At 66.0% G+C, this 26589-nt stretch carries 26 protein-coding genes and 1 pseudogene; 10 read left to right on the plus strand and 17 right to left on the minus strand.

Features of this window, described 5'->3' with window-relative positions:
* Position 1: 1 nt before the first annotated feature.
* Positions 2–991 (minus strand): anthranilate phosphoribosyltransferase, encoded by a 990-nt coding sequence (gene trpD / locus AC1MLZ_RS01430; protein WP_480960110.1) that lies wholly within the window; start codon positions 989–991, stop codon positions 2–4.
* Positions 992–1101: 110 nt separating this feature from the next.
* Positions 1102–1659, minus strand: a pseudogene (locus AC1MLZ_RS01435) (anthranilate synthase component II); the annotation flags it as partial.
* Positions 1660–1847: 188 nt separating this feature from the next.
* Here AC1MLZ_RS01435 and AC1MLZ_RS01440 point away from each other — a divergent pair.
* On the plus strand, positions 1848–2252 hold the full coding sequence (locus AC1MLZ_RS01440) for a hypothetical protein (protein ID WP_480960111.1): 405 nt from the start codon (positions 1848–1850) through the stop codon (positions 2250–2252).
* Positions 2253–2328: 76 nt separating this feature from the next.
* Here the strand turns inward: AC1MLZ_RS01440 and trpE are convergent, their stop codons facing one another.
* Positions 2329–3822 (minus strand): anthranilate synthase component I, encoded by a 1494-nt coding sequence (gene trpE / locus AC1MLZ_RS01445; RefSeq protein ID WP_480960112.1) that lies wholly within the window; start codon positions 3820–3822, stop codon positions 2329–2331.
* A gap of 4 nt (positions 3823–3826) precedes the next feature.
* Positions 3827–5782, minus strand: coding sequence for a peptidylprolyl isomerase (locus tag AC1MLZ_RS01450; protein WP_480960113.1), 1956 nt, complete (start codon positions 5780–5782; stop codon positions 3827–3829).
* A gap of 161 nt (positions 5783–5943) precedes the next feature.
* Here AC1MLZ_RS01450 and tpiA point away from each other — a divergent pair, with 161 nt between their 5' ends.
* Both tpiA and AC1MLZ_RS01460 read left to right on the plus strand, forming a co-directional pair.
* Positions 5944–6687 (plus strand): triose-phosphate isomerase, encoded by a 744-nt coding sequence (gene tpiA, locus AC1MLZ_RS01455; RefSeq protein WP_480960114.1) that lies wholly within the window; start codon positions 5944–5946, stop codon positions 6685–6687.
* Between the two features lie 127 nt (positions 6688–6814).
* Positions 6815–7513 (plus strand): hypothetical protein, encoded by a 699-nt coding sequence (locus tag AC1MLZ_RS01460; protein WP_480960115.1) that lies wholly within the window; start codon positions 6815–6817, stop codon positions 7511–7513.
* A gap of 138 nt (positions 7514–7651) precedes the next feature.
* Here the strand turns inward: AC1MLZ_RS01460 and AC1MLZ_RS01465 are convergent, their stop codons facing one another.
* Together AC1MLZ_RS01465 and AC1MLZ_RS01470 are read right to left on the minus strand one after the other, a co-directional pair.
* Positions 7652–9037 carry a leucyl aminopeptidase family protein gene (locus tag AC1MLZ_RS01465; protein ID WP_480960116.1) on the minus strand — a complete coding sequence of 462 codons (1386 nt, stop codon included), beginning with the start codon at positions 9035–9037 and terminating at the stop codon, positions 7652–7654.
* Positions 9034–10425 (minus strand): serine hydrolase domain-containing protein, encoded by a 1392-nt coding sequence (locus tag AC1MLZ_RS01470; RefSeq protein WP_480960117.1) that lies wholly within the window; start codon positions 10423–10425, stop codon positions 9034–9036. The genes AC1MLZ_RS01465 and AC1MLZ_RS01470 overlap by 4 nt, the downstream gene beginning before the upstream one ends.
* 164 nt (positions 10426–10589) lie before the next feature.
* Between AC1MLZ_RS01470 and AC1MLZ_RS01475 the strand changes: the two genes are divergently transcribed.
* Positions 10590–10736 carry a lmo0937 family membrane protein gene (locus tag AC1MLZ_RS01475; protein WP_107957518.1) on the plus strand — a complete coding sequence of 49 codons (147 nt, stop codon included), beginning with the start codon at positions 10590–10592 and terminating at the stop codon, positions 10734–10736.
* 125 nt (positions 10737–10861) lie between these two features.
* Here the strand turns inward: AC1MLZ_RS01475 and AC1MLZ_RS01480 are convergent, their stop codons facing one another.
* Positions 10862–11158: a diguanylate cyclase domain-containing protein gene (locus AC1MLZ_RS01480; protein ID WP_480960118.1), complete on the minus strand. Its 297-nt coding sequence runs from the start codon at positions 11156–11158 to the stop codon at positions 10862–10864.
* Positions 11152–11484 (minus strand): diguanylate cyclase domain-containing protein, encoded by a 333-nt coding sequence (locus AC1MLZ_RS01485; protein WP_480960119.1) that lies wholly within the window; start codon positions 11482–11484, stop codon positions 11152–11154. Before AC1MLZ_RS01485 ends, AC1MLZ_RS01480 begins: the two co-directional genes overlap by 7 nt.
* A gap of 75 nt (positions 11485–11559) precedes the next feature.
* Here AC1MLZ_RS01485 and AC1MLZ_RS01490 point away from each other — a divergent pair, with 75 nt between their 5' ends.
* Positions 11560–11724, plus strand: a complete 165-nt coding sequence (locus AC1MLZ_RS01490; RefSeq protein WP_480960120.1) for a hypothetical protein — start codon at positions 11560–11562, stop codon at positions 11722–11724.
* Positions 11725–11802: 78 nt separating this feature from the next.
* On the opposite strand, the gene rpsU is transcribed toward AC1MLZ_RS01490, so the two are convergent.
* Complete coding sequence (gene rpsU, locus AC1MLZ_RS01495) at positions 11803–12003, minus strand: 30S ribosomal protein S21 (protein ID WP_031393196.1); 201 nt, start codon at positions 12001–12003, stop codon at positions 11803–11805.
* On the opposite strand from rpsU, the gene AC1MLZ_RS01500 reads away from it, so the two are divergent.
* Both AC1MLZ_RS01500 and AC1MLZ_RS01505 read left to right on the plus strand, forming a co-directional pair.
* Positions 12002–12160: a hypothetical protein gene (locus tag AC1MLZ_RS01500; protein ID WP_480960121.1), complete on the plus strand. Its 159-nt coding sequence runs from the start codon at positions 12002–12004 to the stop codon at positions 12158–12160. The two genes, rpsU and AC1MLZ_RS01500, sit on opposite strands and share 2 nt — an antisense overlap.
* Positions 12161–12273: 113 nt before the next feature.
* Positions 12274–13281: a LacI family DNA-binding transcriptional regulator gene (locus AC1MLZ_RS01505; RefSeq protein ID WP_480960122.1), complete on the plus strand. Its 1008-nt coding sequence runs from the start codon at positions 12274–12276 to the stop codon at positions 13279–13281.
* Here the strand turns inward: AC1MLZ_RS01505 and AC1MLZ_RS01510 are convergent.
* The 3 genes from AC1MLZ_RS01510 to AC1MLZ_RS01520 all read right to left on the minus strand — a co-directional run bounded on the left by AC1MLZ_RS01510 (position 13253) and on the right by AC1MLZ_RS01520 (position 17928).
* Positions 13253–14398 carry an MFS transporter gene (locus AC1MLZ_RS01510; protein ID WP_248521462.1) on the minus strand — a complete coding sequence of 382 codons (1146 nt, stop codon included), beginning with the start codon at positions 14396–14398 and terminating at the stop codon, positions 13253–13255. The two genes, AC1MLZ_RS01505 and AC1MLZ_RS01510, sit on opposite strands and share 29 nt — an antisense overlap.
* A gap of 89 nt (positions 14399–14487) precedes the next feature.
* A complete protein-coding gene (locus tag AC1MLZ_RS01515; protein ID WP_480960123.1) occupies positions 14488–16746 on the minus strand; it encodes a TonB-dependent receptor in 2259 nt (752 codons plus the stop codon).
* A gap of 132 nt (positions 16747–16878) precedes the next feature.
* Positions 16879–17928 carry a Gfo/Idh/MocA family protein gene (locus tag AC1MLZ_RS01520; protein ID WP_480961438.1) on the minus strand — a complete coding sequence of 350 codons (1050 nt, stop codon included), beginning with the start codon at positions 17926–17928 and terminating at the stop codon, positions 16879–16881.
* Positions 17929–17993: 65 nt separating this feature from the next.
* Between AC1MLZ_RS01520 and AC1MLZ_RS01525 the strand changes: the two genes are divergently transcribed.
* Both AC1MLZ_RS01525 and AC1MLZ_RS01530 read left to right on the plus strand, forming a co-directional pair.
* Positions 17994–18902 carry an aldo/keto reductase gene (locus AC1MLZ_RS01525; RefSeq protein ID WP_480960124.1) on the plus strand — a complete coding sequence of 303 codons (909 nt, stop codon included), beginning with the start codon at positions 17994–17996 and terminating at the stop codon, positions 18900–18902.
* Positions 18899–19969 (plus strand): LLM class flavin-dependent oxidoreductase, encoded by a 1071-nt coding sequence (locus tag AC1MLZ_RS01530; protein ID WP_480960125.1) that lies wholly within the window; start codon positions 18899–18901, stop codon positions 19967–19969. The genes AC1MLZ_RS01525 and AC1MLZ_RS01530 overlap by 4 nt, the downstream gene beginning before the upstream one ends.
* 31 nt (positions 19970–20000) lie before the next feature.
* On the opposite strand, the gene AC1MLZ_RS01535 is transcribed toward AC1MLZ_RS01530, so the two are convergent.
* The gene (locus AC1MLZ_RS01535; protein WP_480960126.1) at positions 20001–20909 is read right to left on the minus strand and encodes a LysR family transcriptional regulator; all 909 of its coding nucleotides are present in this window, start codon (positions 20907–20909) and stop codon (positions 20001–20003) included.
* Between the two features lie 254 nt (positions 20910–21163).
* Between AC1MLZ_RS01535 and AC1MLZ_RS01540 the strand changes: the two genes are divergently transcribed.
* The gene (locus tag AC1MLZ_RS01540; protein WP_480960127.1) at positions 21164–22216 is read left to right on the plus strand and encodes an MFS transporter; all 1053 of its coding nucleotides are present in this window, start codon (positions 21164–21166) and stop codon (positions 22214–22216) included.
* Between the two features lie 125 nt (positions 22217–22341).
* Here the strand turns inward: AC1MLZ_RS01540 and glpD are convergent, their stop codons facing one another.
* The 4 genes from glpD to AC1MLZ_RS01560 form a co-directional block, all read right to left on the minus strand.
* Positions 22342–23835 carry a glycerol-3-phosphate dehydrogenase gene (gene glpD / locus AC1MLZ_RS01545; protein WP_480960128.1) on the minus strand — a complete coding sequence of 498 codons (1494 nt, stop codon included), beginning with the start codon at positions 23833–23835 and terminating at the stop codon, positions 22342–22344.
* The gene (gene glpK / locus AC1MLZ_RS01550) at positions 23832–25319 is read right to left on the minus strand and encodes a glycerol kinase GlpK (RefSeq protein WP_480960129.1); all 1488 of its coding nucleotides are present in this window, start codon (positions 25317–25319) and stop codon (positions 23832–23834) included. The genes glpD and glpK overlap by 4 nt, the downstream gene beginning before the upstream one ends.
* Before the next feature lie 17 nt (positions 25320–25336).
* Positions 25337–26146, minus strand: a complete 810-nt coding sequence (locus AC1MLZ_RS01555) for an MIP/aquaporin family protein (RefSeq protein WP_480960130.1) — start codon at positions 26144–26146, stop codon at positions 25337–25339.
* A gap of 64 nt (positions 26147–26210) precedes the next feature.
* Complete coding sequence (locus AC1MLZ_RS01560; RefSeq protein WP_480960131.1) at positions 26211–26588, minus strand: PilZ domain-containing protein; 378 nt, start codon at positions 26586–26588, stop codon at positions 26211–26213.
* Between the last annotated feature and the right edge of the window lies 1 nt (position 26589).

Genomic DNA, 26589 nt, shown 5'->3' on the forward strand with positions numbered 1-26589 from the left:
GTCAGTAGGCGATCCAGCGGGCGAGCAGCGCATCGGCACTGCCGGTGTCGAGGGCGGCGGCGGCCTTGGCCACGCCGTCGACAAGGTTGGGAACGGTGCCGGCGACCATCAAGGCGGCGGCGGCGTTGAGCAGGACGGCGTCGCGGTAGGCGCCGGGTTCGCCCTTGAGCAGGCGGCGGAGCGCGTCGGCGTTGTGAGCTGCGTCGCCGCCGCGGATATCGGTGATGGCGTGGCGGGTCAGGCCGGCGTCTTCGGGGGTAATCTTGGCGGGGAGCGTGACGGTGCCGACCGAGGCGACGATGCTGGGACCAGCGCCCGATAGCTCGTCGAGGCCTTCTTCACCCGAGACGACGAGCGCGGCTTCGGTGCCCAGTTGTTCGAGCGCGTCGGCGTAGAGCGTGACGTAGTCGGGGCGGGCGATGCCGATCAGCTGGCGGGTGGTGCCAGCCGGGTTGGCGAGCGGGCCCATCAGGTTGAAGATCGTCCGCTTGCCGATGCGCTGGCGGATCGGGGTGATGCGCTTCATCGCCGGGTGGTGGTTGGCGGCGAACAGGAAGGCGATGCCGATCTCGTTGAGGCTCGCCTCGGCGGTGGCGCCGGCGCGGGCCATGTCGAGGCCGAGGACTTCCAGCGTGTCGGCGGCGCCGGCCTTGCTGGAGGCGGCGCGGTTGCCGTGCTTGGCGACGGGCACGCCGCAGGCCGCGACGACCAGCGCGACGGCGGTCGAGACGTTCAGCGTGTGGTGGCCGTCGCCGCCGGTGCCGCAGACGTCGATCGCGCCGGCGGGGGCGTCGATCGGGAGCATGCGATTGCGGAGCGCGCGCGCGGCTTCGGCGATCTCGATGCTCGTTTCGCCGCGGGTCGCGAGATCGGTCAGGAAGGTTGCGATCGCGTCGTCGCTGGCGCGGGCGTCGAGGATGTCGGCGAACGCCTCGCGCGCGGATTCGCGGGAGAGGGGCGAAGTGGGGTCGGGTAGCAGCACGGCGGTCAAATTCCCCTTCCGCTTGCGGGAGGGGCTTCCTGTCCAGCAGACGTCGTGGGTGCGGCGCTGCCCTTCCCCGACCCCTCCCGCAGGCGGGGCGGGAGTTGGTGGGGAATGTCGGCCATCTTCAGGAAGTTCGCCAGCATCTCGTGGCCGTGTTCGGTTGCGATGCTTTCCGGGTGGAACTGGACACCGTGGATCGGCAGCGTCTTGTGGCGGAAGCCCATGACCGTGCCGTCCTCAGCCGTGGCGTTCACTACCAGCGTCTCAGGCACGGCGTTGACGATCAGCGAGTGGTAGCGCGTGGCGATGAACGGCGAAGGCAACCCCGCGTACAGCCCGGTATCGTCGTGGAGCACGGGTGAGGTCTTGCCGTGCATCAGGCCGCCGCGCTCGACCTTGCCGCCGAAATGCTGGCCGATCGCTTGGTGCCCGAGGCACACGCCGAGCAGCGGTTTGCCGGCATCCGCGCAGGCGGCGACCAGGTCGAGGCTGACGCCCGCCTCGGTCGGCGTGCAGGGGCCGGGGGAAATGAGGAACGCGTCCGCGCCCGACGACAGAGCCTGCCCGGCGGAGATCGCATCGTTGCGGACGACTTCCACTTCGACGCCCAGTTCCATCAGGTAATGGACGAGGTTCCAGGTGAAGCTATCGTAATTGTCGACGACCAGGATCATGCGGACGCCATAGCCGAAGTGCATCGGGGTGCAACGGTGTTGCCGCAAACCGACGCAGTTGCGACGGCTTGCCGCAATTCCCCCGTGTCGCAGTCGCGGGGGGCCGGGCGCGTTCCTATATGAGCGCTATCATTCAGGGCGGAGCAATGCCGCATGCTGGACGTTATCCTTTCAAAGGAGCTTAACCGATGTTTCGTACCGCCGTCCTTGCTGCGCTGATCGCGCTTCCCGCCATGGCTTCGGCGCAGGATGCCCAGGTCGATAAGCCACCGCAGCGGATCCGCAGCGTGACCCTGACGGGCGACCAGACCTGCCCCAAGTCCAGCGGCAGCGAGATCGTCGTCTGCTCGACGCTCGAACAGCCTTACCGTATTCCCAAGTCGCTGCGAGACGACAAGCCGATCGCGGCGCAGAACCAGAGCTGGGTGAACCGCGCGGCGACGATGGATCAGGTCGGGCGCGTGGCTGGCGGGTTGCCGAATACGTGTTCGGCGGTTGGTACAGGCGGCCAGTCGGGCTGCTTCATGCAGCGCAACCAGGCGTTTGCGGCGGAACGTCGTGCGTCGGCTAGCGAGTCGAATACGCAGCCGTAAGATCATGGTCTCCCGCGAAGGCGGGAGAGCAGTTTGGGTCCCCGCCCTTGCGGGAAAACTACGTCTTAGCGACCGATTACTGACCGAAGCCGGGCGCCCTGGCCCGGCTTACGGCTTCGCGCGCTGCAGCCAGGATCGCGCCCGCTTTCGCCTCACACTCACGCTGCTCGTATTCGGGGATGCTGTCGGCGACGATCCCTGCACCGGCCTGGACGTGGATCGTGCCGTCCTTGACCACTGCGGTTCGGAGGACGATGCACGAATCCATCGAGCCGTCGGGCGAGAAATAGCCGACACCGCCCGCGTATGCGCCGCGGCGTTCGGGTTCGAGTTCGGCAATGATCTGGCAGGCGCGAACCTTCGGCGCGCCGCTGACCGTGCCGGCGGGGAAGCCTGCGAACAACGCGTCGAGCGCGTCCTTGTCCGGCGACAACGTGCCGACGACGTTCGAGACGATGTGCATGACGTGGCTGTAGAATTCGACGCCGTAGCTGTCCGTTACCCGCACCGAACCTGGCGATGCGGCGCGGCCGACGTCGTTGCGGCCTAAATCGAGCAGCATCAGGTGTTCTGCGCGTTCCTTCGGATCGGCGAGCAGGCTGATCCGGTTCGCCTCGTCCTCGGCGGCGGTCTTGCCGCGCGGGCGCGTGCCGGCGATCGGGCGGATCGTCACTTCGTCGTCGCGAACGCGGACGAGGATTTCCGGGCTCGATCCGATCAGCGCGAAGCCCGGCAAGTCGAGATGATACAGGAACGGCGATGGGTTGATCCGGCGCAGCGAACGGTAGAGTTCGAACGGCGGTAGCGCGAACGGCGTGCTGAAGCGCTGGGCGAGCACGACCTGGAAGATGTCGCCTGCGAGAATGTAATCCTTGGCGGCGGCAACCATCTCGCCATAGCGCCCCTCGGGCAGCGCTGGTGTGTAGACGGGTTCGGCGACGTCGGCACGGATCAGCGCCGGGACGGGGGTGCTGGCGAGTTTGGCGGCGACCGCGTCTAGACGCTCCTCGGCTTCGGCCACGATCGAGTCGGCATCGCGTGCCGGATCGGCCCAGGCGGGCGCGACCAGGTAGAGCGCGTCGCTCAGGCGATCGAACACCAGGATGACGGTCGGCCGTACGAAGATCATGTCGGGCAGGCCAAGCGGGTCGATCGGCGGCTGCTCCAACGTCTCGACCAGCCCGATCGTCTCATAGCCGAAATAGCCGACGAGGCAGGCTAGCGCACGAGGCAGCTCGGACGGAACGTCTGCCCGACATTCAGCGACGAGCGCACGCAACGCATCCAGAGTCTGTACCGGACATGGCTCGAACGCGTCACGATCGGTGGCCCAGTGACGATTGATCTCGGCACTATGCCCATGCGCGCGGAACAGCAGGTCGGGCGCGAGTCCGATCAGGCTGTGGCGACCGCGGGTCGCGCCGCCTTCGACCGATTCGAGCAGGAAGTCGCCACGTCCCGGCTCGATCAGCTTCAGCGCGGCGGCGACCGGCGTCTCGGTATCGGCCACCTGACGACGCCAGACCAGCGCGGGGCGTCCGTCGGCCAATGCTTCACGCGCGGTCGTCATGCGATCAGTTCCCGGCGGCGCCCTGGCCGAGCAGGTCGGCACGGACGCGGGCGATCGAGGTGGCGTTGGTCTTCACGCCGACATCGGCACGGACTGCCTTGGCGAACTGCTCGACATATTCGCGACCGACCGAGCGGCCGATATTCGCGCGCGCCGCCTTGATCGCGGCGTCATTCCCTGTGGCATTGCCGCTGGCGATGCTGTCGAGCTTGATGATGAACCAGCCGCTGTCGTCGGGTGCGGCGAGCGTCTTGGCGGTGTTCGGCGCCATGCTGAACATCAGCGCGAGGGCGGGCGGGGCACCGCGTGGATCGGCGGCGATCTGCGCACGCGATGCGGTCAGCGGGCGTGCGGCGGGCAGCGGCAGCTTGGTCTGCGCCAGCGACTGCTGGATCGGCATCCCCTTGTTGATCCGCGCGAGCACGTCGGCAGCAACCTTGCGCGCCGCCTGCCGCGAGCGCTCGGCAGTCACGTCGCGCAGCACGGCAGCGCGAACCTGCGCCAGCGGACGCGGCGTGGCGGGAACGACGCGACCGAGCGCGACGACCGCGAAGCCGCCATCGGTACCGAGCTGGACGAGCTGTGGGCCATCGCCCTCGGCGGCCTGGAACGCGGCTGCGACCAGCGGCGCGATCGCCGGATTGGGCTGGCTCGCGGCGTCATCGGGATTGGCGCCGCTTGCGATCAGCGCCGGCGTCGTGACGGGCTGGAGCTTCTGGTCGGCGACCACTTCGTCGAACGTGGCGTTCTTCGAAAGCGAATCGTCGAGCTTGTCGTGGATCGCCGACAGCGCTTCGGTCGCCTTCTGGATGCCAAGTGCGGCGGCGATCTCGCCCCGAACCTGATCGAGCGAGCGTGCGGCGACGGTCTCGACCGCGTCGACCTTGGCGACGGTCCAGCCAAGCGGCGTGCGGACCGGGCCGATCACCGCGCCATTGGCGGCGGCGAACACGGCGTCGGCGACCAGCGCGGACGTCGTGCCGGCATAGGCGGCCTTCTCGACCTTGGCCTGGGTCGAGGCTTCGAGACCGGCGGCGCGCGCGGCGTCAGCGAGGCTGGTGCCGCCCTTCACCTTGGCAGCAATCGCTGCGGCACCGGCCTGATCGGCGACGACGACCTGCGTGATCGTGCGCTTTTCGGTCGCGGCATAGCGTGCGCGATCCTGCTGATAGGTCTTGGCGATTTCCGCGTCGGTCGGCACGGCCTGCGCCTTGACCTGCTCGGGCGAGACGATCGCGTAGCGGACGATACGGCGCTCGGGCACGGTGTAGCGGGCGATGTTGCGCTTGTAGAATGTGGCGAGGTCGGCATCGGTCGGCGCGGGGCCGGCGGGAACGACCGCGGCGGGAATGAAGCCGATCGTGCCGGTGCGCTTTTCGAGCAGCAGCGAGGCGTAAGGCAGCGCGAGTTGGCTGGAGACCTGAGTCGCGCCGGTGCTGGGGATCGTGAGCTGCTGCGCGAACGTGTCGCGGACGATATCGCTGCGGATCTGCGCGTCAGTCAGCTTCCGCTGGGCGAGTATCTGACGGTAGAGATTCTCGTCGAACTTGCCGGTCGGGCCCTGCAGTGCGGGGATGCTGGCGATCTGGCCGTCGACGGCGCGCTTGCTGACGACCATGCCTTGCGCACGGCCGAACTGCTCGAGCGCCATGCTGGACATGATCCGGTCGAGCGTGCCGTCAAGCCCGCCCTGGTTGACGAAGGTCGCCATGTCGAGCGTCGGCTGTTCCTGACGGAAGCCTTCGAGCTGGGTCTGTGCCTGGGTCTTCAGCTCGTTCTCGGTAACTTCGGCCTTGCCGACCTTGGCCACGTCGCCGCCGGTGATCCCTGCGCCGCCGGTCATCGAGCTGAGCCCGGTGATGTCGCCCGCCGCGAACGCGAGCGCGATCACACCAAGCACGATGAACGTGATGACCACGCCGACCTTCGAATGGGTAAGGCGGCGAAAGAAAGCGAGCATGGACAGCCGATCGACAGGGATTGGAACGCGGTTGCTTTACGGGGGCAAGGGCGGCTCTTCAAGTCGGGCGCTTACATGGTCGTTTGGGTCGTGTCGTCCCGTGCGGGCTTGTGCAGGGCGGGCGCGTCGCTATCGCTGGGCGGAACATGCGGGAGATCGTGATGCGGCGTAAGCTAGTAGCCGGAAACTGGAAGATGAACGGGTCGCGGGCGATGCTCGCCGAACTCGATGCGATCGCGGCGGCAGCGCGCGATGCACCGGGAATCGACGTGTCGGTCGCGGTGCCGTTCACGCTGATCGCCGGGGCATCCGAGCGTGTCCCGAGCCTCGCGATCGGCGCGGAGGACGTGCACGAGGCGGATTCGGGCGCGCATACCGGGTGCGTATCGGCGGCCATGGTCAAGGAAGTCGGCGCGCGCTTCACGATCGTCGGCCATTCGGAGCGGCGTTCGGATCAGCACGAGACCAGCCACGATGCATGGGCCAAGGCCGCGGCGGCGCGGCGGCAGGGGTTGCACGTGATCCTGTGCTGCGGCGAGACCGAGGCGGAACGTAATGCGGACCGGGCCGAGCGTGTCGTGCAAGCGCAGATCGAGAAGTCGGTGCCGGACAATGCGGACGGGAGCTGGTTCACGCTGGCGTATGAGCCGCGCTGGGCGATCGGCACGGGACGCACGCCGACGCTGGACGAGATCGCGGCGATTCATGCGATTGCGCGCGCCAAGTTGCGGATGCTGATCGGTGATGCGGCGGCTGGGGTGCGCATATTGTACGGCGGATCGGTCACCGGGGCGAATGCGGCGGCGATCCTGTCCACGGCCAACGTCGACGGTGCGCTGGTCGGCGGGGCGAGCCTGACCGCCGAGAAGTTCGTGCCGATCATCGAGGCCGCGGCGGGGGTTTGAGCGCCCGAGCGCGATCGAGGTCGTTGTCCTTTGTTAAGTCTCGCTAAACGTTGCGCTCTTATCATCGAGGAGCCGTTTCGGTGATTGGATCGTTGATCGGCGTGATGCTGCTTTCGTGCGAGGTTGTATGGCCAAGTGGGTTCCGGGTTGCGTAGGCGCTTCGATCGCGATGTGCGCTGTGGTCGGCTCGATCCCGGCATGGGCCGAGACGCCGCGTGAACTGCTGACCCAGGCCGGTTTCGTCGACCGTGATCGGGGCGTGGCGCTGGCACGGATCGACAAGGCGGCGGCGGTCGCAGGGCAGGCGCTGAGCCATTCGCCGAACGACCAGGAGGCGGCGATCATGCAGGCGATGGCGAACGGCTATCGCGCAAAACTGCTCGGCAATCGTGGCCAGGCGATCGCCGCGCGGAAACAATATGAGGCGCTCGTCGCACGCTATCCGCGCAATGCCGAGGCGCAGGCGGCGCTGGGGGCGTGGCATGTCGGGGTGATCGCGAAGCTCGGGCGGTTCGTCGGGCGTGCGGTGGCGGGTGCGCAGAAGGCGGCTGGGTTCGAGGCGCTGGACAAGTCGGTGGCGTTGGGCGGCAACCGCGCGATGTTTGCCGGACTTGCGGGGTTGTTGCGGCTGGAGCTCGATCCAAACGACGCGCGGGGGCGTGCGTTGGTCGAGACCGCGAGCAGGGCGCCGACGCCGACCGCAATCGACGGGTTCGTGCGGAAGGCAGCGGCAGCGGTGCTGGTGCCGCTGCGCGCGGGCGACGCGAATGCGACGAAGGCGCTGGCGGACAAGCTGCTGCCGTTCGGGCAGTTCGCAGCGAGGTGAACCTGCCTAGCCGGCCTCCGCTGTCATTCCCGCGAAGGCGGGAACCCATACTGGCTACCGTATCGGTGTGATCACCGACCTGTGAGGTTATGGATCCCCGCCTGCGCGGGGATGACAGCGTGTTTGCGTTACCTCTATTTAGCGCGAATACCGCTTCGCCAACATGGCGAATGAAGCGCGCAGAGCATACGCCTCACCCCCCTTGGGCCGACCCGGCTTGGCAGACGGACGCCACGCGAACACGTCGAGATGGGCCCATGCCGCGGTCTTCGGCACGAACCGGCGGAGGAACAGCGCAGCGGTGATCGCGCCGGCAAAGCCGCCATCGGGCGCGTTGACCATGTCGGCGATGTCCGACTTCAGCATCTCGTCATAGCCATTCCACAGCGGCAGGCGCCACATCTGGTCGTTCTGCTCGAGTCCGGACGCGAGCAGGTCCGTGGCGAGCGATTCGTCATCGGTGAACAGCGGCGGCAGGTCCGGGCCCAGCGCGACGCGCGCCGCGCCTGTCAACGTGGCGAAGTCGAGGATCAGCTCGGGATTCCCTTCGCCCGCCTTAGTCAGCGCGTCGCCGAGCACGAGGCGGCCTTCCGCATCGGTGTTGGTGTTCTCGACCGTCAGGCCCTTGCGCGTCGCGAGCACGTCGCCGGGGCGGAAGGCGTTGCCGGCGATTGAATTCTCGACCGCAGGGATCAGCAAATGGAGGCGGACCGACAGCTTGGCTGCCATTACCAGGCTCGCGAGCGCCAACGCGTGCGCCGCGCCGCCCATGTCCTTCTTCATCAGCCGCATGCCCGCAGACGGCTTGATGTCGAGCCCGCCGGTGTCGAAGGTGACGCCCTTGCCGACCAGCGCGATGCGGGGATGCAAGGGATCGCCCCATTCGAGTTCGATCAGCCGCGGCGCCCGGTCCTTGCTCGCGGCCTGGCCGACCGCGTGGATCATGGGGTAGCCGGTCGCGAGCGCGTCACCGCGGGTGGTCGTGACGGTCGCGCCGTGGCGTTTGGCGAGCATTTCGGCGGCGGCTTCGAGGTCGGCGGGTCCCATGTCGGACGCGCCCGTGTTGACGAGATCGCGGACCAGCGCGGTGGCTTCGGCGAGGCGAACCGTCTCGTCGATATGCGCGGCGTCGGCGGTCAGGAGTACGCGCGGGCCGGTCGCGTCGGGCTTCACGTAGCGGGTGAACTGATGCTGTGCGAGCATCCAGCCGAGCCCGGCTGCGCCGACCGCACCGTCTGCCAAGCGGTACGATCCCGCAGGCAACGACGCACCGAGCGAGGCGATCCGCCAGGGGGAGGTCACCGCCTCGTTGCAGACCAGCAGCATCGACCAGTCGTCCGCAGTCTCGCCCGGCAGCACCGCGCGGTCGCCGGGCTTGCCGGTGAGGCGATGCGCGGCGATCGTCGTGCGGACACGCGTCGGTTGCTTGGCGAGCCAGCCTTCATACGCGTCGGGGTGGACGACGTGGATCGTCCGCGCAGGTTGGCCGCGGTCGGGTACGAGCATCGAAGCGAAGTCGGTCATGAAGCGGGCGCCACCAGAAGTTGTTCATATCGGCCGCGCGATCCCGGCTCGGCATAGGTGCTGAGCGAGAGCGTGCGATCGGGATAGGTGATGCGATAGGTGCGGTTGACGAAGCCGCCGCGCAAGCGGGTCTTGCCGGTTTGTGCGAACGCGGTCGGTTCGCCGAGGGCGCCGAGGCTGGTCTTGTAGTCGGCAAGCGCGACCGGCTTGAAGTAAAAGTTGGCGTCTTCGGTCAGGCGCTTGGGGTCGAGCGTGCCGGTGCGGAGCTGGTCGTAGACGGCGCGGGCCCGGGCGAGGGCGGCGGTGTCCTCGGCGTTCGCAGGCGCGGGCGGCAGGACGATCTTGGCGACCCCCGCGGAGATGCGCCCGGTCGCGTCGCTGAACCAGCTGTTAGTCAGGACGACGATCGCCGCCTTGTCGTCGGGATAGACCGTGTTCTCGGAGAGGAAGCCGACCGCTTCGCCGCTGTGCTCGACATAGCGACGACCGTTGGCGCTGCCGGTGAAGACGCCCAGCCCGTAGCCGTTGCTGCTGCCGTCGGCGAGTTTCACCGGCGTTTCCTGTGCGGCCCAGTCGTCGGCAGGAAGCGTGGTGCGGTTGAGGCGCGCGACGTCCCATTTGGCTAGGTCTTCCGCGCTCATCGACAGTTCGCCGGCGGCGTAGAGCCAGCCGTCCGCGCTAGGTGTCTCGGGGCGGACGGGGCCGAGCGCGAACCGGCCATAGCCCTGCGGGAACGCCTTGCCGATCGCCTCGTCCTGATCGAGCGCGCGGATGTCGAGCGGCTTGAAGATGCGCTGTTGGAGGAAGGACAGGAGCGGCTGGCCCGACACCTTCTCGACGATCAGGCCGGCGACGACATAGCCCGTGTTGGAATATTGCCACTGCGTGCCGGGTTGGAAATCGAGCGGCTTCTTTGCCCAGCGATCGACGATCTGCTGCGGCGTGACGGGCTTGGCCATCGCGGCAAAACTGTAATCCTGCGGCCAGTAATCCTGGAGGCCGGAGGTGTGACTGAGCAACTGGCGGATCGTGATGCGGTCGCCGCCGGTCACGCCGGGGATGTACTTCGAGACGGTGTCGTCGAGGCTGAGCTCGCCTTCGTCTTCGAGCAACAGGATCGCGGCGGCGGTGAACTGCTTCGAGATCGAGGCGATCTGATAAGGGAGTTTCGGGTCGGCGATGGCGATTGCTTCGGAAGGTTTGCCATAGGCCTTGGCGAACACGATCCGTCCGCCGCGAACGACCGCGATCGACGCGGACGGTACGCCGGTATCGCCGAGCGCACCGCCAACCAACGTGTCGATCTGCGCGGTCTCCGCAGGCGTGAGCGATTGCGCGATGGCGGGGGCCGGCAGAAGCGCGGAGACGGCGAGAAGGCGGAGGATCATGACGTGCAACGAAGCAGAACCGGCCAGCGCGCGCAACGCCGCGATTTTAATTCCGCGACGGTTGAGGGGGTTAGCTCAAGGCAGCAATGTTGACGGAACACGCCGGGTTACACACTCGTTTCATCGGGCGGCCGGGAGCCTTTTACGTCTCAGGGGACACAATCATGCTGTATACCATCGCCATCATACTGCTCATCCTCTGGCTGGCAGGCTTCGCCTTCCATGTCGCGGGCGGGCTGATCCATATCCTGCTGGTGATCGCGGTCATCGTCGTTCTGGTGAAGCTGTTCACCGGGCGCAACGTCGTCTGACGAGCCCAGAGCGGGGCACGATTCGATCGATATCGTACCGTGCAATATCCGTACCGCGAGCTTGTGACATCCCGTACGCGCCTAGACGTACGGGATGTCGGCTTCGACCGAATGCCGTTTCCGTCTCAAGCGCACGTGGTGCGAGCCGCATCGCCCAGCGGACCTGCTCGGGATTGGCAAGGCTGCGCGACGGCTTTTGCCAAAAGCGTATCCGCGTCGCGTCCGTCATGCAGGGCGAGCGCTACGCCGATATTCGCACCGATCGACGCGGTGAACCGCTCGAACTCGAAGGGCTTCACGAACGTCGCGCGCAATCGATCGAGGAAGTCCGTCAGTTCGGCCGGGTCGGCATAGGATATCAACGCGAACTCATCGCCGCCAAGCCGCGCAATGTATTCGTTGGAGCGCCGTATCGTCAGCAACGGGCTGAAAGAGCGATCAGCAGTTGATCGCCTGCCTGATGACCATAGGTGTCGTTGACCGCTTTGAAACGGGACAAGTCGAGCATGACGGCCGCCATGCAGGGATGCCCGCCCTTCAGTCCGAGTCTGCGCCCCAGGTTTTCATTGAAGCTCATGCGGTTCGGCAAATCGATCAGGCCGTCGTGCAGCGCCATCCGGCGCAGACGGCGATACGATTCGCCCTGGCTGTGCCCATCGATCAACGCGCTGAGGGCGGCACACCCTACCACCAGCAGCGCGGCGATGGCGGTCGTGACGCCCAGCGTCGACAGAGTCCGGTCGGGCAACCCGTTGCCAAGTTGCAGGTGACGAAACGATCGTGGCGCGTATCTCGACGCCGTTGATGCACAAATGCCCGCAAGATGAGGGCGTCATCGGTCTTCGATATCGCCGCGATAAAAATCGCCACGATCGCGCTTTGCGTTGGGAATTTCTGGGGCAAGCATCGACTGCAGGTACGCGCACCGATGGCACGGCGGCGCAGCTATTATGCCGATCCTACGACGATCGAAGACAGCCGTATATAAGCGACGGTTTCATCGCTTACACGCGAGATACCGGCAGGGTAGAGGTACTCTTTCCCTGCCGAGCGTCTCCGCCTTCGCTCAGTTATCTCGTTCCGCGCGCTTCCGGTCGGCCTTCCGAGCGCGACTCACGGCGGCGGCGTGTTCACGCGCCCGCTTTTCCGACGGCTTCTCGTAGTGCCGGCGAAGTTTCATTTCCCGATACACGCCTTCACGCTGAAGCTTTTTCTTCAGCGCACGAAGGGCTTGGTCGACATTGTTATCGCGGACGATGATCTGCATGCAATTAAGGCTCTCGAATCTCGGCTATCATGGCGGTCTGCCGACCAAAGCCGCTTTATGGCGGCTGTGGCTGAAAGCCAAGCCGGTAATGCAATTGCCGACTTTATGTTTCAAGCCGTACGAGGACGTCCGCCGCGTCGCGATCCGTGACTGGTGAACTTTGCAAGGTAGGCTGAAGCAAGAAGCGAACGAAATGGCAGAGCCTCATCCAAGGCCTCATACTGCATATTTCGTTGGCATCGTTCCATCGTCGACCCGTGGAGAAATTGCGTGCGGCCAACGATCAATGACGTTTCCCGGCTTGCTGGCGTTTCCATCAAGACCGTCTCACGCGTTCTCAACAACGAGCCCCGCGTGTCGGAAGCCACGCGGGCGCGGGTGACGGCAGCGTTCGCGACGCTCAAATACCGGCCGAACATGGCGGCGCGGACGCTGGCCGGCCATCGCAGCTTCCAGATCGCGCTCGCGTGCGACAATCCGAGCCCGTATTACGTGTACGAGATGCAGTCCGGTATCCGCGACCGCTGTCTGCTCGACGGCGTGCGGATGATCGCGCAGCCCTATGACCATGATTCGGACCTGCTGATCGACGATATCGAAAGCTTGATCGATGGATCGGGTGTCGACGGACTGATCCTGACGCCGCCCGCGACCGACTATCCCGAGGTACTGGCGCTGATGGCGCGTCGCCAAGTGCGGTTCGTCCGCGTCTCGCCGGGGACCGACCTCGACCTCACGGCATCGGTGTTCATCGACAATGTCGGCGCGGCGACCGTGATGGCGCGGCATCTGCTGGCGCTCGGCCATCGTCGCATCGGCTTCATCACGGGGCATGCGAGCTATGCGACCAGTGCGCAGCGACTGGCCGGCTATCGCGCTGCGCTCGACGAGGCCGACATCGCGTTCGATCCCGTCTTGGTTCGCCCCGGCGACTATGACTTCGCATCGGGTGCGGACGCGACGGAAGCACTGCTCGCACTCCGCCAGCCGCCCACCGCGATCTTCGCCTCGAACGACGACATGGCGGCGGGCGCGCTCAGTGTGGCGCACCGGCGCGGGCTGGCGGTACCGGCCGACGTGTCGATCGCAGGGTTCGGCGACGACGCGATATCGCGGTTCGTCTGGCCCGCGCTGACGACGATCCGCCAGCCGACGCGGACGCTTGGCTACAAGGCCGCCGACCTGCTTCTCGCCGCGGAGTTCGAGGCGAAGCGGATCGAAGTCCCGTTCGAACTGATCCGCCGCGGCTCTACCGGGCCGGTTCGATCCGCGGGATGAGCAATTGGATGAACCCCAGCGCCAGCAGGTAGCTGCAGGCACAGATCGCCAGCATCGGCGCGTAGCCAAAGCCGTGGCCTAGCGACCAGGCGGAAAGCTGGATCATGCCGATCGAACCCATGTTGCCACAGAACGCGGCGATCCCGATCGTCGACCCGACCGAGCGCGCAGGCATGACGTCGGTGGTCAGGGCAAAGACGTTGGTCGAAAACCCCTGATGCGCGAACAGCCCCAGGCCAAGCACCAGCGCGGCGGTCCATGGGCTTTGCAGCGACAGCACGATCGGCACCGGCAGGATCAGCAGCGCATAGAGCAATAGCGTGGACTTGCGCGCACGGTCGAGGCTCCAGCCGCGCGCCATCAGCCGGGTCGGCAACCAGCCGCCGGTAAGCGCTCCGCACGCCGCGAGCGCATAGACGAGCGCGACGGGGAGCCCGACCTGCCCCTGCGGCAGTCCGAACAACCGGTGGAACAGATCGGGCAGCCACGACAGCATGAAGAACCAGACCTGATCGGACAGCACCTTGGCGACCGCGATGGCGAGCGTCCGGCGGTCCTTGAACAGGTCGATCCAGCGGATCGGCGCGGGGCCACCGGTCTCGGCGATGGCGGCGGGCATCTTGAACGCGAACCATGCGACGACCCACACTAGCCCGAGGCCGCCGGCGACGAGGAACGCCGCGCGCCAGCCGAACGCAATCGCCAGCGCTGGGATGACCAGCGGGGTTATGACCGCGCCGACATTGGGCGCGGTGTTGCCGATCCCCAGCGCGATCGAGCGGTCCTTGGGCCCGAAATAGGTCGCGGCAGACTTGACCGCGGCGGGGGTGCCGATCGACTCCGCCGCGCCAAGCACGACGCGCGCGCCGATGAACCCGCTCACGCCCGACACGAAGGCGTGCGCCATGCCGGCGAGGCTCCATACGAAGACGCCAGCCGCGAAGCCGATCCGGAGGCCGACCCGGTCGATGAACCAGCCGGTCCCGAGGAACGCCACCGCGGCGGCGAACTGGAACGCCGACGCCATGTTGCCGTAATCCTGGTCCGACCAGGCGAACTCCTGTTCCAGCGTCGGCTTCAGCAACGCCAGGATCTGCCGGTCGACATAGTTCAGCATGATCGCGAAGAACACGAGGGCGACGACCACCCAGCGCGCTTTCGACTGGACCGGGGAGGCGGTGGGGGAGGGGTTTTGTACCGTTTCCGTCAAAAGTTCAGCCTTGCGGTGATGCCGGCGTAGCGATCCGCCTCGCGCGGGATGATGTAACGAAAGGCGCCACCGGGCCCGCCGCTGGTGATCGCCGAGGCAAAGCTGGTGTCGAGCACGTTCTTCACCTGGAGCACGACCCTGAAGGCATCCTTCGCATCGACGATGCCGGCGGAGAGATCGAGCAGGCCGTATGCCTGGATCGTCGTCGCGTCGCGGATCGCGGCGCTCGCGTCGAACTGCGAGATCTGGCTGGACTGGTAGGAGCCTTGTGCGCCGACCGTGAAGTCGATGCTGCTGCCGGTGCGGATGCGGTAGTCGCCGCCGAGCGAACCCTTCCACCGCGGCGCATAGCCAAGCTGCGTACCCGCGGGTACGACGCCTGTGGTCGAGCCGTTGGTCGGGATATTGAACTGGTCGACATGCGCGTCGGTATAGGCGAGCCCGCCCAAGATGTTGAGGTCGCGGACCGGACGGTAGATCAGGTCTAGCTCGCCGCCACGGGTCGAGATGTCGCCCGCATTGGTGAAGCGGGTGACGAGCACACCCGCGACGACATCCGGGTTGTTCGCCTGGAAATTGTGATATTTGGCGTAATAGGCGGCGAGGTTGATCACCAGCTTGCCACCGAACAGCGTGTTCTTCAGGCCGATTTCATAGCTGTCCGCGGTCTCCGGATCGATCACGTTGGTGCCGGTCGCGCCGAGATTGTAGAAGATGTTGAACGCCGGCCCCTTATAGCCGCGCGAATAGGTCGCGTAGGCGGTCGATTGCGGTGCCAGGTCGAATTGCAGCCCGCCCTTGCCTGACCAGTTGGTGTTGGTGGTCTTACCGGCGAACGGGCCGAAGCTCGGGTTGATACCTGGTCCCGCGAGCGGGGTGACGCGGCTGTGGAAGACGTCGAGCTGGTCGCTGGTGTAGCGGACGCCGGCAATCGCGCGGAACCGATCGGTCAGGTTGAAGACGCCCTGTCCGAAAAAGGCGAGGTTCTTGAAGGTCGAGCCGAACACTGCGGTGCCGGTCGGCCGGGTCACCGTCGGGCCCGCGGTCGAGCAGGGGGTGAGCACGGTCGGCGTCGGCGTGGCGGTGCAGACGACGTCGTCGCGGCGGAACGTCCGTTCGGTTTCCGCGCGCGAGTAAAATGCACCGACGACGTAGCTGAAGAACTGGTTCGACGGCGAGGCGATCCGGACTTCCTGCGTGAAGGTGTTGCTGACCTGCGGCCCGAAATCATGAAGCTGGTTGGCGCCGACATAGGCGGTCGGCAGCCAGTCGCCGTCGCGGATCTCGGTATTGTCGTACTCACGGTAGGAGCCGATGTACGTCACCGTCTGCGTGCCGAGCGTCGCGTCGGCCTGCAGCGAGACGCCCCAGCTCTTCTCGTCGGTATGCGTGATCAGGTCCTGGTTGACGGTGCGGGACTTGTTGCCGTTGCGATCGGGCAGGACGCTCGCGGTAAGGCCGGTGGTCGGCGTGGTGCCGATGACCTCGGCGCAGCAATCGTCGTTGCTCCGGCGATAGTCGCCGATCAGCGTGAAGGTCAGGTCGGGCGTGGCGTCGGCGACCACCATGCCGCGAAAGCCATAATGCTCGTACCCGTTCACGCGCCGGTTATCGTGCGCGACGTTGCGGATGTTGCCCGCGTAATTGCCGTAGAAGCCGGTGAAGCGGCTCTTGATCGTCTCGCTCACCGGAATGTCGAGCGCAGCGCGCGTGCGATATTCATTGCCGTTGCCGGTGAAGAACGAGCCCTCGACCGAGCCGGCGAATACGTTGCCGGGACGCTGGGTGACGATGTTGATGACGCCGGCGCTCGTGTTCTTGCCGAACAGCGTGCCCTGCGGACCACGCAGCACTTCGATCCGGTCGATGTCGATCAGGTCGCTGAACGCTTCGCCGGCGCGGCTGTAGACCACGCCGTCGACGACGGTGGAGATCGATGGCTCGCCCGCGACCGAGAAGGTCGAGGTGCCGACCCCGCGCAGGAACAGCGACTGGTTGATCGTCGTGCCCGATTTGCGGAAGTTGAGCGTCGGCACGAGATACTGCGCGCCTTCCAGGTTCACCGCACCCTGCGCGGCGATTTGCGCGCCGGAGATCACCGACACCGCGACCGGCACGTCCTGGAGACGCTCCGAGCGTTTCTGCGCGGTGACGACGATTTCACCCGGCACGGACGCATCGGGCGGGCTCGGGGCGGCGGCCTGCGGTTGTGCTGCATCCTGCGCCCATGCCGGTGCGCCCAGCCCTGCGGCCATGGCCACTCCCGTCAACAACCAATGCGTTTTCATGCGCGTCCCCTCCACAATCCCTACTTCAATGGTAGGTTAAACAGTGTCCCGCGCTGTCATACATGATTTCGCCTTGGGGCGTGCAAAGTATGGCTTCATTCAGAACCCCAGTTCGGCCATCTCCACCACGCGCTTCGTCCGCGCGCTGATCTCGGCGGCGGTACCGATCGCGACCGCCATGAGCCCGTCGCGCGCGCTAACCTCCACGGCGATTTCGCCACGCACCGCGGCAATGAACTTCTGGTGCTGATAGAAAGTCGAGCCATGATGGCTGCCGACGTCTAACGCGGTTTGGTCAACCTCGATCACTTGGCGCTCGACCTGTTTCGGGTTGAGGAAGCCAGTGCGCGGGCTGAACACCAGCGCGCCCTCGGGGATCAGCACGTCGAGCCGCGCAGCGTCGCCGACCGCGGTGATTTCCTCCTGGTTCTCGGCGCCGTCCGCGAACATCGACAGGTCGAGCATCGCGCGCACGCCGTTGGCGAAATCGACCGTCGTGTAGCTGTTGTCGATGATGTCGGGCCGCTCGCCGTCATAGCGCTCGTCGACATGGTTCACGTCCATCGCGCCCGAACAATACACGCGGACCGGTTCCGACTGTACGATCAGCCGCATCAGATCGAAGAAGTGGCAGCATTTCTCGACCATCGTCCCGCCGGTGTTGCGGCTGAAGCGATTCCAGTCGCCGACCTTGGGCAGGAACGGGAAGCGGTGTTCGCGGATCGACAGCATCCGTAGGCGCCCGATCCGGCCGCCATGCACTTGTTCGATGAACGCCGCGGCGGGCGGCATGTAGCGATATTCCATCGCGGTCCAAAACGGTCGCGTCATCTGCGCGGCGCGGTCGACGACCCAGCGTGCATCCTCCAGCGTCGTCGCCAGCGGCTTTTCGCAGAGGATCGCCACGTCCGCATCGAACAGCGGCGCCAGCACAGCGCGGTGCGTGTAATTAGGGCTAGCGACGATCACCGCATCGACCAGCCCACTGCGGGCAAGCGCCGTCGCATCGGCAAATTCCTGTACGCCATCGCCGCGCGCACCCAGCGCATCGCGGGCCCAGCCAAGAGACGTGCTCACCGGATCGGCGATCGCGGTGACGACCGCGCCGGGGGTGACTGCAAGGTTCTGGAGATGCTCGACCCCCATCATGCCGGTTCCGACCAGCCCATAACGTACTTGCTCGACCAAGCGTATTACCCCTATTCGTGACAGCGATGTCGCAGCTTGATCCTACACCCAAAGCCATTCCGCTCGGCAAGAGCGGAATCCTTGTCAGCCCGATAGCCTGGGGCATGTGGCGGTTCGCCGGAGTGGGCGTCGCCGAAGGACGCGTGCTGATCGAGGCGGCGTTCGATGCGGGTGTCACTTTGTTCGACACCGCCGATATCTATGGTTTCGACGGCACAGGCGGGTTCGGCGACGCGGAAGTGTTGCTCGGGCGCATCTTCGCAGACTCGCCCGGTCTGCGCGAGCGGATGATCCTCTCGACCAAGGGCGGCATCCTCCCGCCGCTGCCGTATGATTCGAGCCCGGCCTATCTGGCGAAGGCGCTCGACGCCTCGCTGGCGCGGCTCGGGGTCGAGCAGATCGATCTTTACCAGATCCATCGCCCGGACATCCTGACGCACCCGCAGGAAGCGGCGCGTGCGCTCGAGGATGCAGTGACGGCGGGCAAAGCGCGCGCGGTGGGCGTGTCGAACTACACGCCCGCACAGGCGCAGGCGCTGGCGTCGTTCCTGACCATCCCGCTCGTCAGCCATCAGCCCGAATTCTCGCCGCTCCACCTCGAACCGCTCGAGAACGGGCTGTTCGACCAGGCGATGGAGCGCGACATGGCGGTGCTCGCCTGGTCTCCGCTCGGCGGTGGCCGGCTCGGCGTGCCCGCCGACGCGCGCAGCGCAGCGGTCGCGGCGGCGCTCGATCGCAAGGCGGCCGAGACGGGCGCGAGCCGGGCAGCGACCGCGTATAGCTGGATCATGGCGCATCCGGTGCGGGCGATCCCGATCGTCGGCACGCAGAACGCCGCGCGCATCGCCGAACTCGCGCAGGCGTTTGCAATCACTTGGACCCGGCAGGACTGGTACGATGTGCTGATCGCGGCGCGCGGCGAGGCGTTGCCATGATAAAATCCTGCGAAGTCAGCTGGTTCTCGGCGCTGTGCGACGACGATTACGAGTTTCTCGGCGTGCCCGATCCCCGGCTGCAATCGAGCTGGGAGCATTGCCGCGACATCGTCCTCCAGGCGGAGACCGGCGGCTACGACAACATCCTGCTGCCCTCGGGCTATGCGCTGGGGCTCGACACGACCGCGTTCGCCGCGGCGATCGCACCGATGCTCCGGCGGCTGGCGCTGTTGATGGCGGTACGCGTCGGCGAAAGCTGGCCGCCGCAACTCGCGCGCCAGATCGCGACGATCGACCGGATGCTCGGCGGACGGCTGAACATCAACATCATCTCGTCGGATATGCCCGGCGAGACGCTCGCCTCCGGCCCGCGCTATGCCCGCACGGTCGAGCTGATGCGGATCCTCAAGACGCTGCTGAACGGCGAGGCGCTCGATCATGACGGCGAGTTCTGGAAACTGAAGCTCGATCCCCCGCGGATCGGGACCGTCTCGGGCAAGGCGCCTCTGCTGTATTTCGGCGGGCTGTCACCGGACGCGCGCGAGGCAGCGGCCAAGGAATGCGACGTCTATCTGATGTGGCCCGATACGCGCGAAAAGGTCGCCGAGATCATCGCCGACATGACCGCGCGTGCCGCCCGTCATGGTCGCACGCTGCGCTTCGGTTATAGGGCGCACGTCATCGTCCGCGAGACCGAAGACGAGGCGCGGGTGTACGCCGACCGCCTGCTCTCGAAGCTCGATGCCGAGCAGGGCGCGGCGATCCGTGCGAAGTCCCTGGATTCGGGGTCTGCCGGCGTCGCAGCGCAAGCCGCGCTGCGCGAAAGCGCATCGGCTGATGGGTACGCGGAAGAGAATCTGTGGACCGGCATCGGGCGCGCGCGCTCGGGCTGCGGCGCGGCGATCGTCGGCGATCCCGACCAGGTACTCGCCAAGCTCGCCATGTACCAGGACATGGGGATCGAGGCGTTCATCCTCTCGGGCTATCCCCACGCCGCGGAGGCCGACCTGTTCGCGCGGCACGTGCTTCCGCAGATGACGCACGCGCCGCTCGCGAACGGCAACTAGAGCCTGCGAGTGCGACATGCTGGCTGATCGATCAGTCGATCAGCAGACCACGCGTCAGGCATTCGAGCAGTGCGTCGACCTTTGGGCTCAGCTGCCGGTTTCTCGGCCAGACCAGATGCAGCGGTAACCCGGTAGTAGCGAGTTGCGGAAGGATCTCGACAACCTCGCCGCGGTCGAGTTCGTCCTTGATGAGCCACGTGGCGAGTTGCGCGATCCCAAACCCCGCCTTGACTGCGCCGACCTGCGCCTCGGCGCTTCCAAGCACGATGCGCGCCTCCATCGTCCTCTCCTCGATATGGCCGGTGTCGTCGGCGAACCGCCAGCCGTTCGTACTGCCATCGGCGCGGCCATAGAGGATGCAGTCGAACGCCCCGAGATCGTCGGCCGATCCTGGCGTCCCGCGTCGATCGAGATAGGCGGGCGCCGCGCAGAAGATCACGCGTTCGCTGCCCAGCAGGCGGTGTCCAAGGTTGGCCGCCTGTGTTTCCGACGTGCCGATACGGACGGCGACATCGATGCCCTCTTCGACGATGTCGACTTTACGGTCGGTAAAGGTGATGCTCGCGCGCACGGCGGGATGCCGCCCGGCGAACGCGAGCAGCAGTGGTAATACCTGCATCCGGCCGAACGCGATCGGCACGTCGACCTTCAGCCGGCCGACGATTTCGGAGCGATGCGCCGCCAATACCGCTTCGGCATCGGCGAGATCGCCCAGCACGCGGACGCAGGTTTCGTAGAATGCGGCACCGACATCGGTCAGCGTGAGGCGGCGTGTCGTGCGCTCGAACAATCGGCTGCCCAGGCGCGCTTCCAGCCGCGCCACGCTCTTGCTGACCGCGGAATTGGTCAGGTTCAGCCGAATGCCAGCCGCGGTAAAGCTGCCGGCGTCGGCAGTCGTGACAAAGGCTTCGATACCCTTGAGTCGCTCTGACGGGATCATATCCTCATCATTATGGAACTTATGTCCTGCAACAAGCGAATTAATGCCGCAGGCATACTCTTTTGGTCGCACGTAAGGAGGGCGCATTACAGGAGTTATCACTATGTCGTCCGTCCGTACCCTCCACGCCGAGCCGCTTGGGACCAAGTCCCCTGGCAATAGCTTGGCGGTCCTGCTGCTCGCGATCTCGGCGTTCGTGATCGTCACGACCGAGTTCATCATCGTCGGCCTGTTGCCGAGCCTGTCGCGCGACCTTGGCATCTCGAATCACGGTTGCCGGACAGCTCGTGACGTTGTTCGCGTTCACCGTCATGCTGGCGGGACCGTTCCTGACGGCGATGCTGTCGCATTTCGAGCGCAAGCGGCTGTTCGTGGTGATCCTGGTGATCTTTGCCGGGGCGAACGCGCTGGCCGCTGCGGCGCCGGACATCTGGGTGCTGGGCTTCGCACGGTTCCTGCCGGCGCTCGCGCTGCCCGTGTTCTGGGGCACTGCAAGCGAGACGGCCGGCGAACTCGCGGGGCCTGAGAAAGCGGGCAAGGCCGTCGCCAATGTCTATCTCGGCATTTCCGGCGCGATGGTACTCGGTATTCCGCTCGGTACGCTCGCGTCGACCGCATTCGGCTGGCGCGGGACGTTCTGGGGCCTGTCCGGACTGTCGCTGGTAATGGCGGTCCTGCTGCTCGTCGTGATGCCGACGCTGGCCCGGCCCGCGCGGGTCAAGCTCGCCGAACAGGCACGCATCCTGAAGGATCCGTATTTCCTGGGCAACGTGGTGCTGTCGGTGATCGTCTTTACCGCGATGTTCACCGCCTACACCTACCTCGCCGACACGCTCGAACAGATCGCGCATATCCCCGCGGGCCAGGTCGGCTGGTGGTTGATGGGCTTCGGGATCGTTGGTCTGGCGGGGAACTGGCTTGGCGGCCAGTTTGTCGGACGCGGGCCGCTGATGGTGACGGGTATCACGTCGCTGGTGCTCGCGATCGGCATGGCCGCGACGACCCTGGTCGCCGGATCGCATGCCTGGCTGATGGTCGCGCTGGCGATCTGGGGCATCGCCAACACGGCGCTGTATCCGATCTGTCAGGTACGTGTGATGCAGTCCGCAAGCCACGCGCAGGCACTGGCGGGTACGCTCAACGTGTCGATGGCCAATGCCGGCATCGGCCTGGGCGCGATCATCGGCGGTTCGGTGATCCAGCATCTCGGTCTGGGGAGCGTCGGGTACGTAGCGGCAGGGATCGCCATCCTCGCGGCCGTCGTCGCGCCGCTAGTCGGCCGGCTTCGGAGCCGGAACGCCGGTTGATAGATGCTATTTCACAGCCCGGTTCGGCGACGACCTCGCCGAACCGGGCTGTGAATCCCAAGTTCGATCTGGACAGACCACGCCTCACGCGACTTCGGCACGGTAGGGGCAGGGCCCGTCCGTGTCTAACGAGCGTCAGTCCGTCCCGCGAGATACGCCTCGACTGCCGCCTTGAGCCGCTCCCCGCCGTGTAGGCCGAGCTTGGTCCGCCGCCACAGGATGTCTTCCGCGGTGCGCGCCCACTCCTCGTCGACCAGATAGTCGATTTCGCGCTTGGAAAGTCCATGCCCGATGTCGTCGAGGCTCGTCGCGTTACCGAGCACGCGCTCGATCCGGGTCCCGTAAGCGCGCGCCATGCGGAGCGCGTTTACCTCGTCGAGGAACGGCCAGCGGGCGCGTACGGTTTTGAGGAACGTGGCGAAATCGCTGTTCGGGAGATCGCCGCCGGGCAGGGGAACGCCCGCGGTCCACGGTTTTGCCATCTTGGGGAGGAACGGTGCGAGGTCTTCGAGTGCGTGTTCGGACAGCCGGCGATACGTCGTGATCTTGCCGCCGAAAGCAGACAGGATCTGCGGAGCTTCACTGGTCCCCAGGCGCAGGACGTAATCGCGCGTGATCTCCGAGGCGTTTTCGTTGCCGTCGTCGAACAGCGGGCGGACGCCGGAATAGCTGCCGACCACATCGCCGGCGCCGATCTGTCGCGTGAAATATCGGTTGACGCTGTCGCACAGATACTCGGTTTCGTCGGGATCGATCGTCGGATGCGACGGGTCGCCTTCATAGGGCTTGTCGGTGGTGCCGATCAGCGTGAAGTCGTCCTCATAGGGGATCGCGAAGATGATCCGCTTGTCGGGGTTCTGAAGGATGTAGGCGTGTTCGCCCTCGAACAGCTTGGTCACGATGATGTGGCTGCCCTTGACGAGGCGGGGCGGACGCTCGGCGTTCGCCTGGGGCATCTCCGCGAGCACCTTGCTCACCCAAGGGCCGGACGTGTTCGCGATCGCCCGCGCGGAAACCGTGCTGCCGTCGCCGAGCGTCGCGACCCAGTGATCCTTCTCCCGGCGGGCGCCTTCGAAGCTGGTGTGGGTGCGGATCTGCGCCCCGCGTTCGGCGGCGTCGAGCGCGTTCAGGACCACCAGGCGCGCGTCGTCGACCCAGCCGTCCGAATAGACGAAGCCGTGGCGGATCGGTTTCAGGCCGGCGCCCCATTTGGTCTTGTCGAGCCGTACGCCGATCGACTTGGGCAGGCGGGTGCGGCCGCCGATATGATCATAGAGGAACAGGCCGAGCCGGATCAGCCAGGCCGGACGCATCCCGGCGGCGAGCGGCATCACGAACCGCATCGGGCGGATCAGGTTTGGCGCGACGTCGATCAGCTTCTCACGCTCGGCAAGCGCTTCGCGGACCAGCCGGAACTCGTAATATTCCAGGTAGCGCAGACCGCCATGGATCAGCTTGGTGCTCGACGACGAGGTGTGCGAGGCGAGGTCGTCGCGCTCTACCAGCATTACGGTGAGGCCGCGGCCGGCGGCATCGCGCGCGATCCCGGTGCCGTTCACGCCGCCGCCGATGACGAGCAGGTCGACGTCGATGTTAGGCCGGGTTGTTGCGTCGCTCATGATGTCGTCCTCGAGCTCGTTCGATCGACGGCTTCCTGCCAGCCGGCCATCAGTGCGGTTCGCTCGTCGCCCTTCATCTTCGGTGCGAAAATCCGGTCTTCCTTCCAGGCTGCGGCGATGTCGTCGGGGCCGTTCCAGATGCCCACCGCCATGCCGGCTAGGAAGGCCGCGCCCGCCGCCGTCGTCTCGATGTTGGCAGGCCGGACGACGTCGGTGTCGAGCATGTCGGCTAGGAACTGGCAGAACCAGTCGTTCGCCGCCATGCCCCCGTCGACGCGGATCTGGCGGGCATCGCGCGCGCCGTCGGCGGCCATCGCGTTCATCAGGTCAGCGGTCTGGTAGGCGACCGACTCCAGCGCGGCGCGGGCGATGTGCGATCCGGTTGCGGCGAAGGTGAGCCCGGTAATGCTCGCGCGCGCATCGGGGTCCCAATGCGGCGCGCCGAGGCCGACGAACGCGGGCACCATGTAGACGCCGCCATTGCCGTCGAGCTTGGTCGCCATGTCGTTGGTGTCGGCCGCGCGGTTGATCAGGCCGAGCCCGTCGCGCAGCCACTTCACCGCCGCGCCCGCAACGAAGATCGAGCCCTCCAGCGCATAGGTGATCTCGCCGTCGAGTTGATAGGCGATCGTCGTCAGCATGCCGTTCTTGCTGGTCACCGCTTCCTTGCCGGTGTTGAGGAGGACGAAACAGCCGGTGCCGTAGGTCGACTTGGCGTCGCCGCGCTGGAAGCACGCCTGACCGACCACCGCCGCCTGCTGATCGCCCGCCATGCCGCCGATCGGCACCGCCTTGCCGAGCAGGTCGGAGGTGGTCTCGCCAAAGATCGTGCTGTTGTTCTTGACCTCGGGCAGCAGGCTTTCGGGAATGTCGAGCATCCGCAGCATGTCCGGGTCCCACGCGCCCTTGTGAATGTCGAACAGCAACGTGCGGGAGGCGTTCGATGCGTCGGTTGCGTGGACCTCGCCACCGGTCAGCCGCCAGAGGAGAAAGCTGTCGATCGTCCCGAACGCAAGCTCGCCCTTGTCGGCACGGGCACGAACGCCGTCGACATTGTCGAGAATCCATTTGAGCTTGGTGCCCGAGAAATAGGGATCGAGGATCAACCCTGTACGCTCGCGTACCAGGGTTTCGTTGCCGTCCGCCTTCAGTTGCGCGCAAAGCTTTGCCGTGCGTCGATCCTGCCAGACGATCGCGTTGTGGACGGGTTTGCCGGTCTTGCGGTCCCACACCACCACGGTCTCGCGCTGGTTGGTGATGCCGATCGCCGCGACCTTGCCGCCATCCGCTTCGGCCGCTTCCTTCAGCGTCTCGACGGTGTCGCGCCAGATATCTTCGGCGTCATGCTCGACCCAGCCCGATTGCGGATAATGCTGGGCGAATTCGCGGCGGACGGTCTGGCGGGGGACGCCGTCGGTGCCGAACGTCATGCTCCGCGTCGAGGTTGTGCCCTGGTCGATCGCCAGGATGATGGTGTCGGTCACGCCTTACACTCCTCGAATTACTGCGGGCCCGCGAGCGGCTTGTCGCGCGGCAGGAAGGGACGGATCAGCAGATGCTGCAAGCCACCGCCGATGACCGCTCCGATCAGCGGACCCGCGATCGGCGCCCACCAATATCCACCGACGCCGGGAAACGCGGATCGGTCCCACCCCATCAGCCACGCGAAGGTGCGAGGTCCGAGATCGCGCGCTGGATTGATCGCCCAACCTTCAAGATACCCCATCGACGCACCGATCACCGCAACCAGCAGGCCGATCACTATGGCCCCGAAATTCGCCTGCGGGGCCATGGTGTTGAACTCGTCGGTGATCGCGAAGATCCCAAAGATCAGGATCGCGGTGAGAATGATCTCGTCGACGAACCCCTTCATCGTCGTCACTGCTAGGCCCGGCGCGGTGAAGAACACGCCTGCGCCACCGCCGCCCGCGCGCGTCAGATGCTGCGTCGCGTTGAAGTGATCGATGACGTTGTAATACAGTGCGTAGACGATCGCCGCGCCGATGAACGCTCCGATGAGTTGCGCGCACCAATAGGGCAGCACCTTCTTCCACGGGAATCCGCGGTACAAGGCAAGCGCCAGCGTCACGCCCGGATTGGCATGCGTTCCGGACACCGCCCCGGTAACGTAGATCGAGATCGACACCGCCATGCCCCAGGTGATGCACACGCCCCAATAGGCGGTCTTGTACGGGCTGGGATCGTACAGCGTGTACATGGCCGCGACCGACAGGCCGAAGGTCATCACGATACAGATCGCGACCGCCTCGGAGATTAGCTCGCCGAGGAAAGCTCTGGATGGCGGGGTCATGGGCGTACCCTAACGCCCGTATCGGTTTGGTCGAGGATTTGTTCCTAATCCACGTCGGTCGAAATCAGAGCTTTCGGTATGGGCTTCGAAGTTCGTCGATCCATCCTGCCGTCGGCGCTGGAATCGTTCTCGGCGCGTCGATCTTTACCGATTTCGCAGGGGCGCTCGGTGCGATTGCGGCCTTCTTGTGAGCCTCGACCGGGTCGATCTGCTCGGCAAAGGCAATGCCTGCGAACCCGTTGCGGACCCACTGGACCGTAGCGCCGATGGCTTGAAGCGCGCCGACCGAAATCAAAACCGTCGCACCGGGACGCAAGCTGGCGGCATTGTCGATCCGTATGCCGCCGACGGAGAGATCGCGTACGCGGTGCCTGGTCTCCGCCTTCCCGCCGAACTGCTCGATCACCGCCATCAGCATGACGCTGGTACGTCGTGCACGCACC

The organism is Sphingomonas sp. PEI4 (assembly GCF_056679955.1).

What these genes read in the sequence shown, in the direction of transcription:
- AC1MLZ_RS01440 (WP_480960111.1), top strand. Translation starts at nt 1,848, where the DNA reads ATGTTTCGTACCGCCGTCCTTGCTGCGCTGATCGCGCTTCCCGCCATG.
- trpE (WP_480960112.1), bottom strand. Translation starts at nt 3,822, where the DNA reads ATGACGACCGCGCGTGAAGCATTGGCCGACGGACGCCCCGCGCTGGTC.
- AC1MLZ_RS01450 (WP_480960113.1), bottom strand. Translation starts at nt 5,782, where the DNA reads ATGCTCGCTTTCTTTCGCCGCCTTACCCATTCGAAGGTCGGCGTGGTC.
- tpiA (WP_480960114.1), top strand. Translation starts at nt 5,944, where the DNA reads ATGCGGCGTAAGCTAGTAGCCGGAAACTGGAAGATGAACGGGTCGCGG.
- AC1MLZ_RS01460 (WP_480960115.1), top strand. Translation starts at nt 6,815, where the DNA reads ATGGCCAAGTGGGTTCCGGGTTGCGTAGGCGCTTCGATCGCGATGTGC.
- AC1MLZ_RS01465 (WP_480960116.1), bottom strand. Translation starts at nt 9,037, where the DNA reads ATGACCGACTTCGCTTCGATGCTCGTACCCGACCGCGGCCAACCTGCG.
- AC1MLZ_RS01470 (WP_480960117.1), bottom strand. Translation starts at nt 10,425, where the DNA reads ATGATCCTCCGCCTTCTCGCCGTCTCCGCGCTTCTGCCGGCCCCCGCC.
- AC1MLZ_RS01475 (WP_107957518.1), top strand. Translation starts at nt 10,590, where the DNA reads ATGCTGTATACCATCGCCATCATACTGCTCATCCTCTGGCTGGCAGGC.
- AC1MLZ_RS01490 (WP_480960120.1), top strand. Translation starts at nt 11,560, where the DNA reads ATGAGGGCGTCATCGGTCTTCGATATCGCCGCGATAAAAATCGCCACG.
- AC1MLZ_RS01500 (WP_480960121.1), top strand. Translation starts at nt 12,002, where the DNA reads ATGCAATTAAGGCTCTCGAATCTCGGCTATCATGGCGGTCTGCCGACC.
- rpsU (WP_031393196.1), bottom strand. Translation starts at nt 12,003, where the DNA reads ATGCAGATCATCGTCCGCGATAACAATGTCGACCAAGCCCTTCGTGCG.
- AC1MLZ_RS01510 (WP_248521462.1), bottom strand. Translation starts at nt 14,398, where the DNA reads ATGCTGAACTATGTCGACCGGCAGATCCTGGCGTTGCTGAAGCCGACG.
- AC1MLZ_RS01515 (WP_480960123.1), bottom strand. Translation starts at nt 16,746, where the DNA reads ATGGCCGCAGGGCTGGGCGCACCGGCATGGGCGCAGGATGCAGCACAA.
- AC1MLZ_RS01520 (WP_480961438.1), bottom strand. Translation starts at nt 17,928, where the DNA reads ATGATGGGGGTCGAGCATCTCCAGAACCTTGCAGTCACCCCCGGCGCG.
- AC1MLZ_RS01525 (WP_480960124.1), top strand. Translation starts at nt 17,994, where the DNA reads ATGTCGCAGCTTGATCCTACACCCAAAGCCATTCCGCTCGGCAAGAGC.
- AC1MLZ_RS01530 (WP_480960125.1), top strand. Translation starts at nt 18,899, where the DNA reads ATGATAAAATCCTGCGAAGTCAGCTGGTTCTCGGCGCTGTGCGACGAC.
- AC1MLZ_RS01535 (WP_480960126.1), bottom strand. Translation starts at nt 20,909, where the DNA reads ATGATCCCGTCAGAGCGACTCAAGGGTATCGAAGCCTTTGTCACGACT.
- glpD (WP_480960128.1), bottom strand. Translation starts at nt 23,835, where the DNA reads ATGAGCGACGCAACAACCCGGCCTAACATCGACGTCGACCTGCTCGTC.
- AC1MLZ_RS01555 (WP_480960130.1), bottom strand. Translation starts at nt 26,146, where the DNA reads ATGACCCCGCCATCCAGAGCTTTCCTCGGCGAGCTAATCTCCGAGGCG.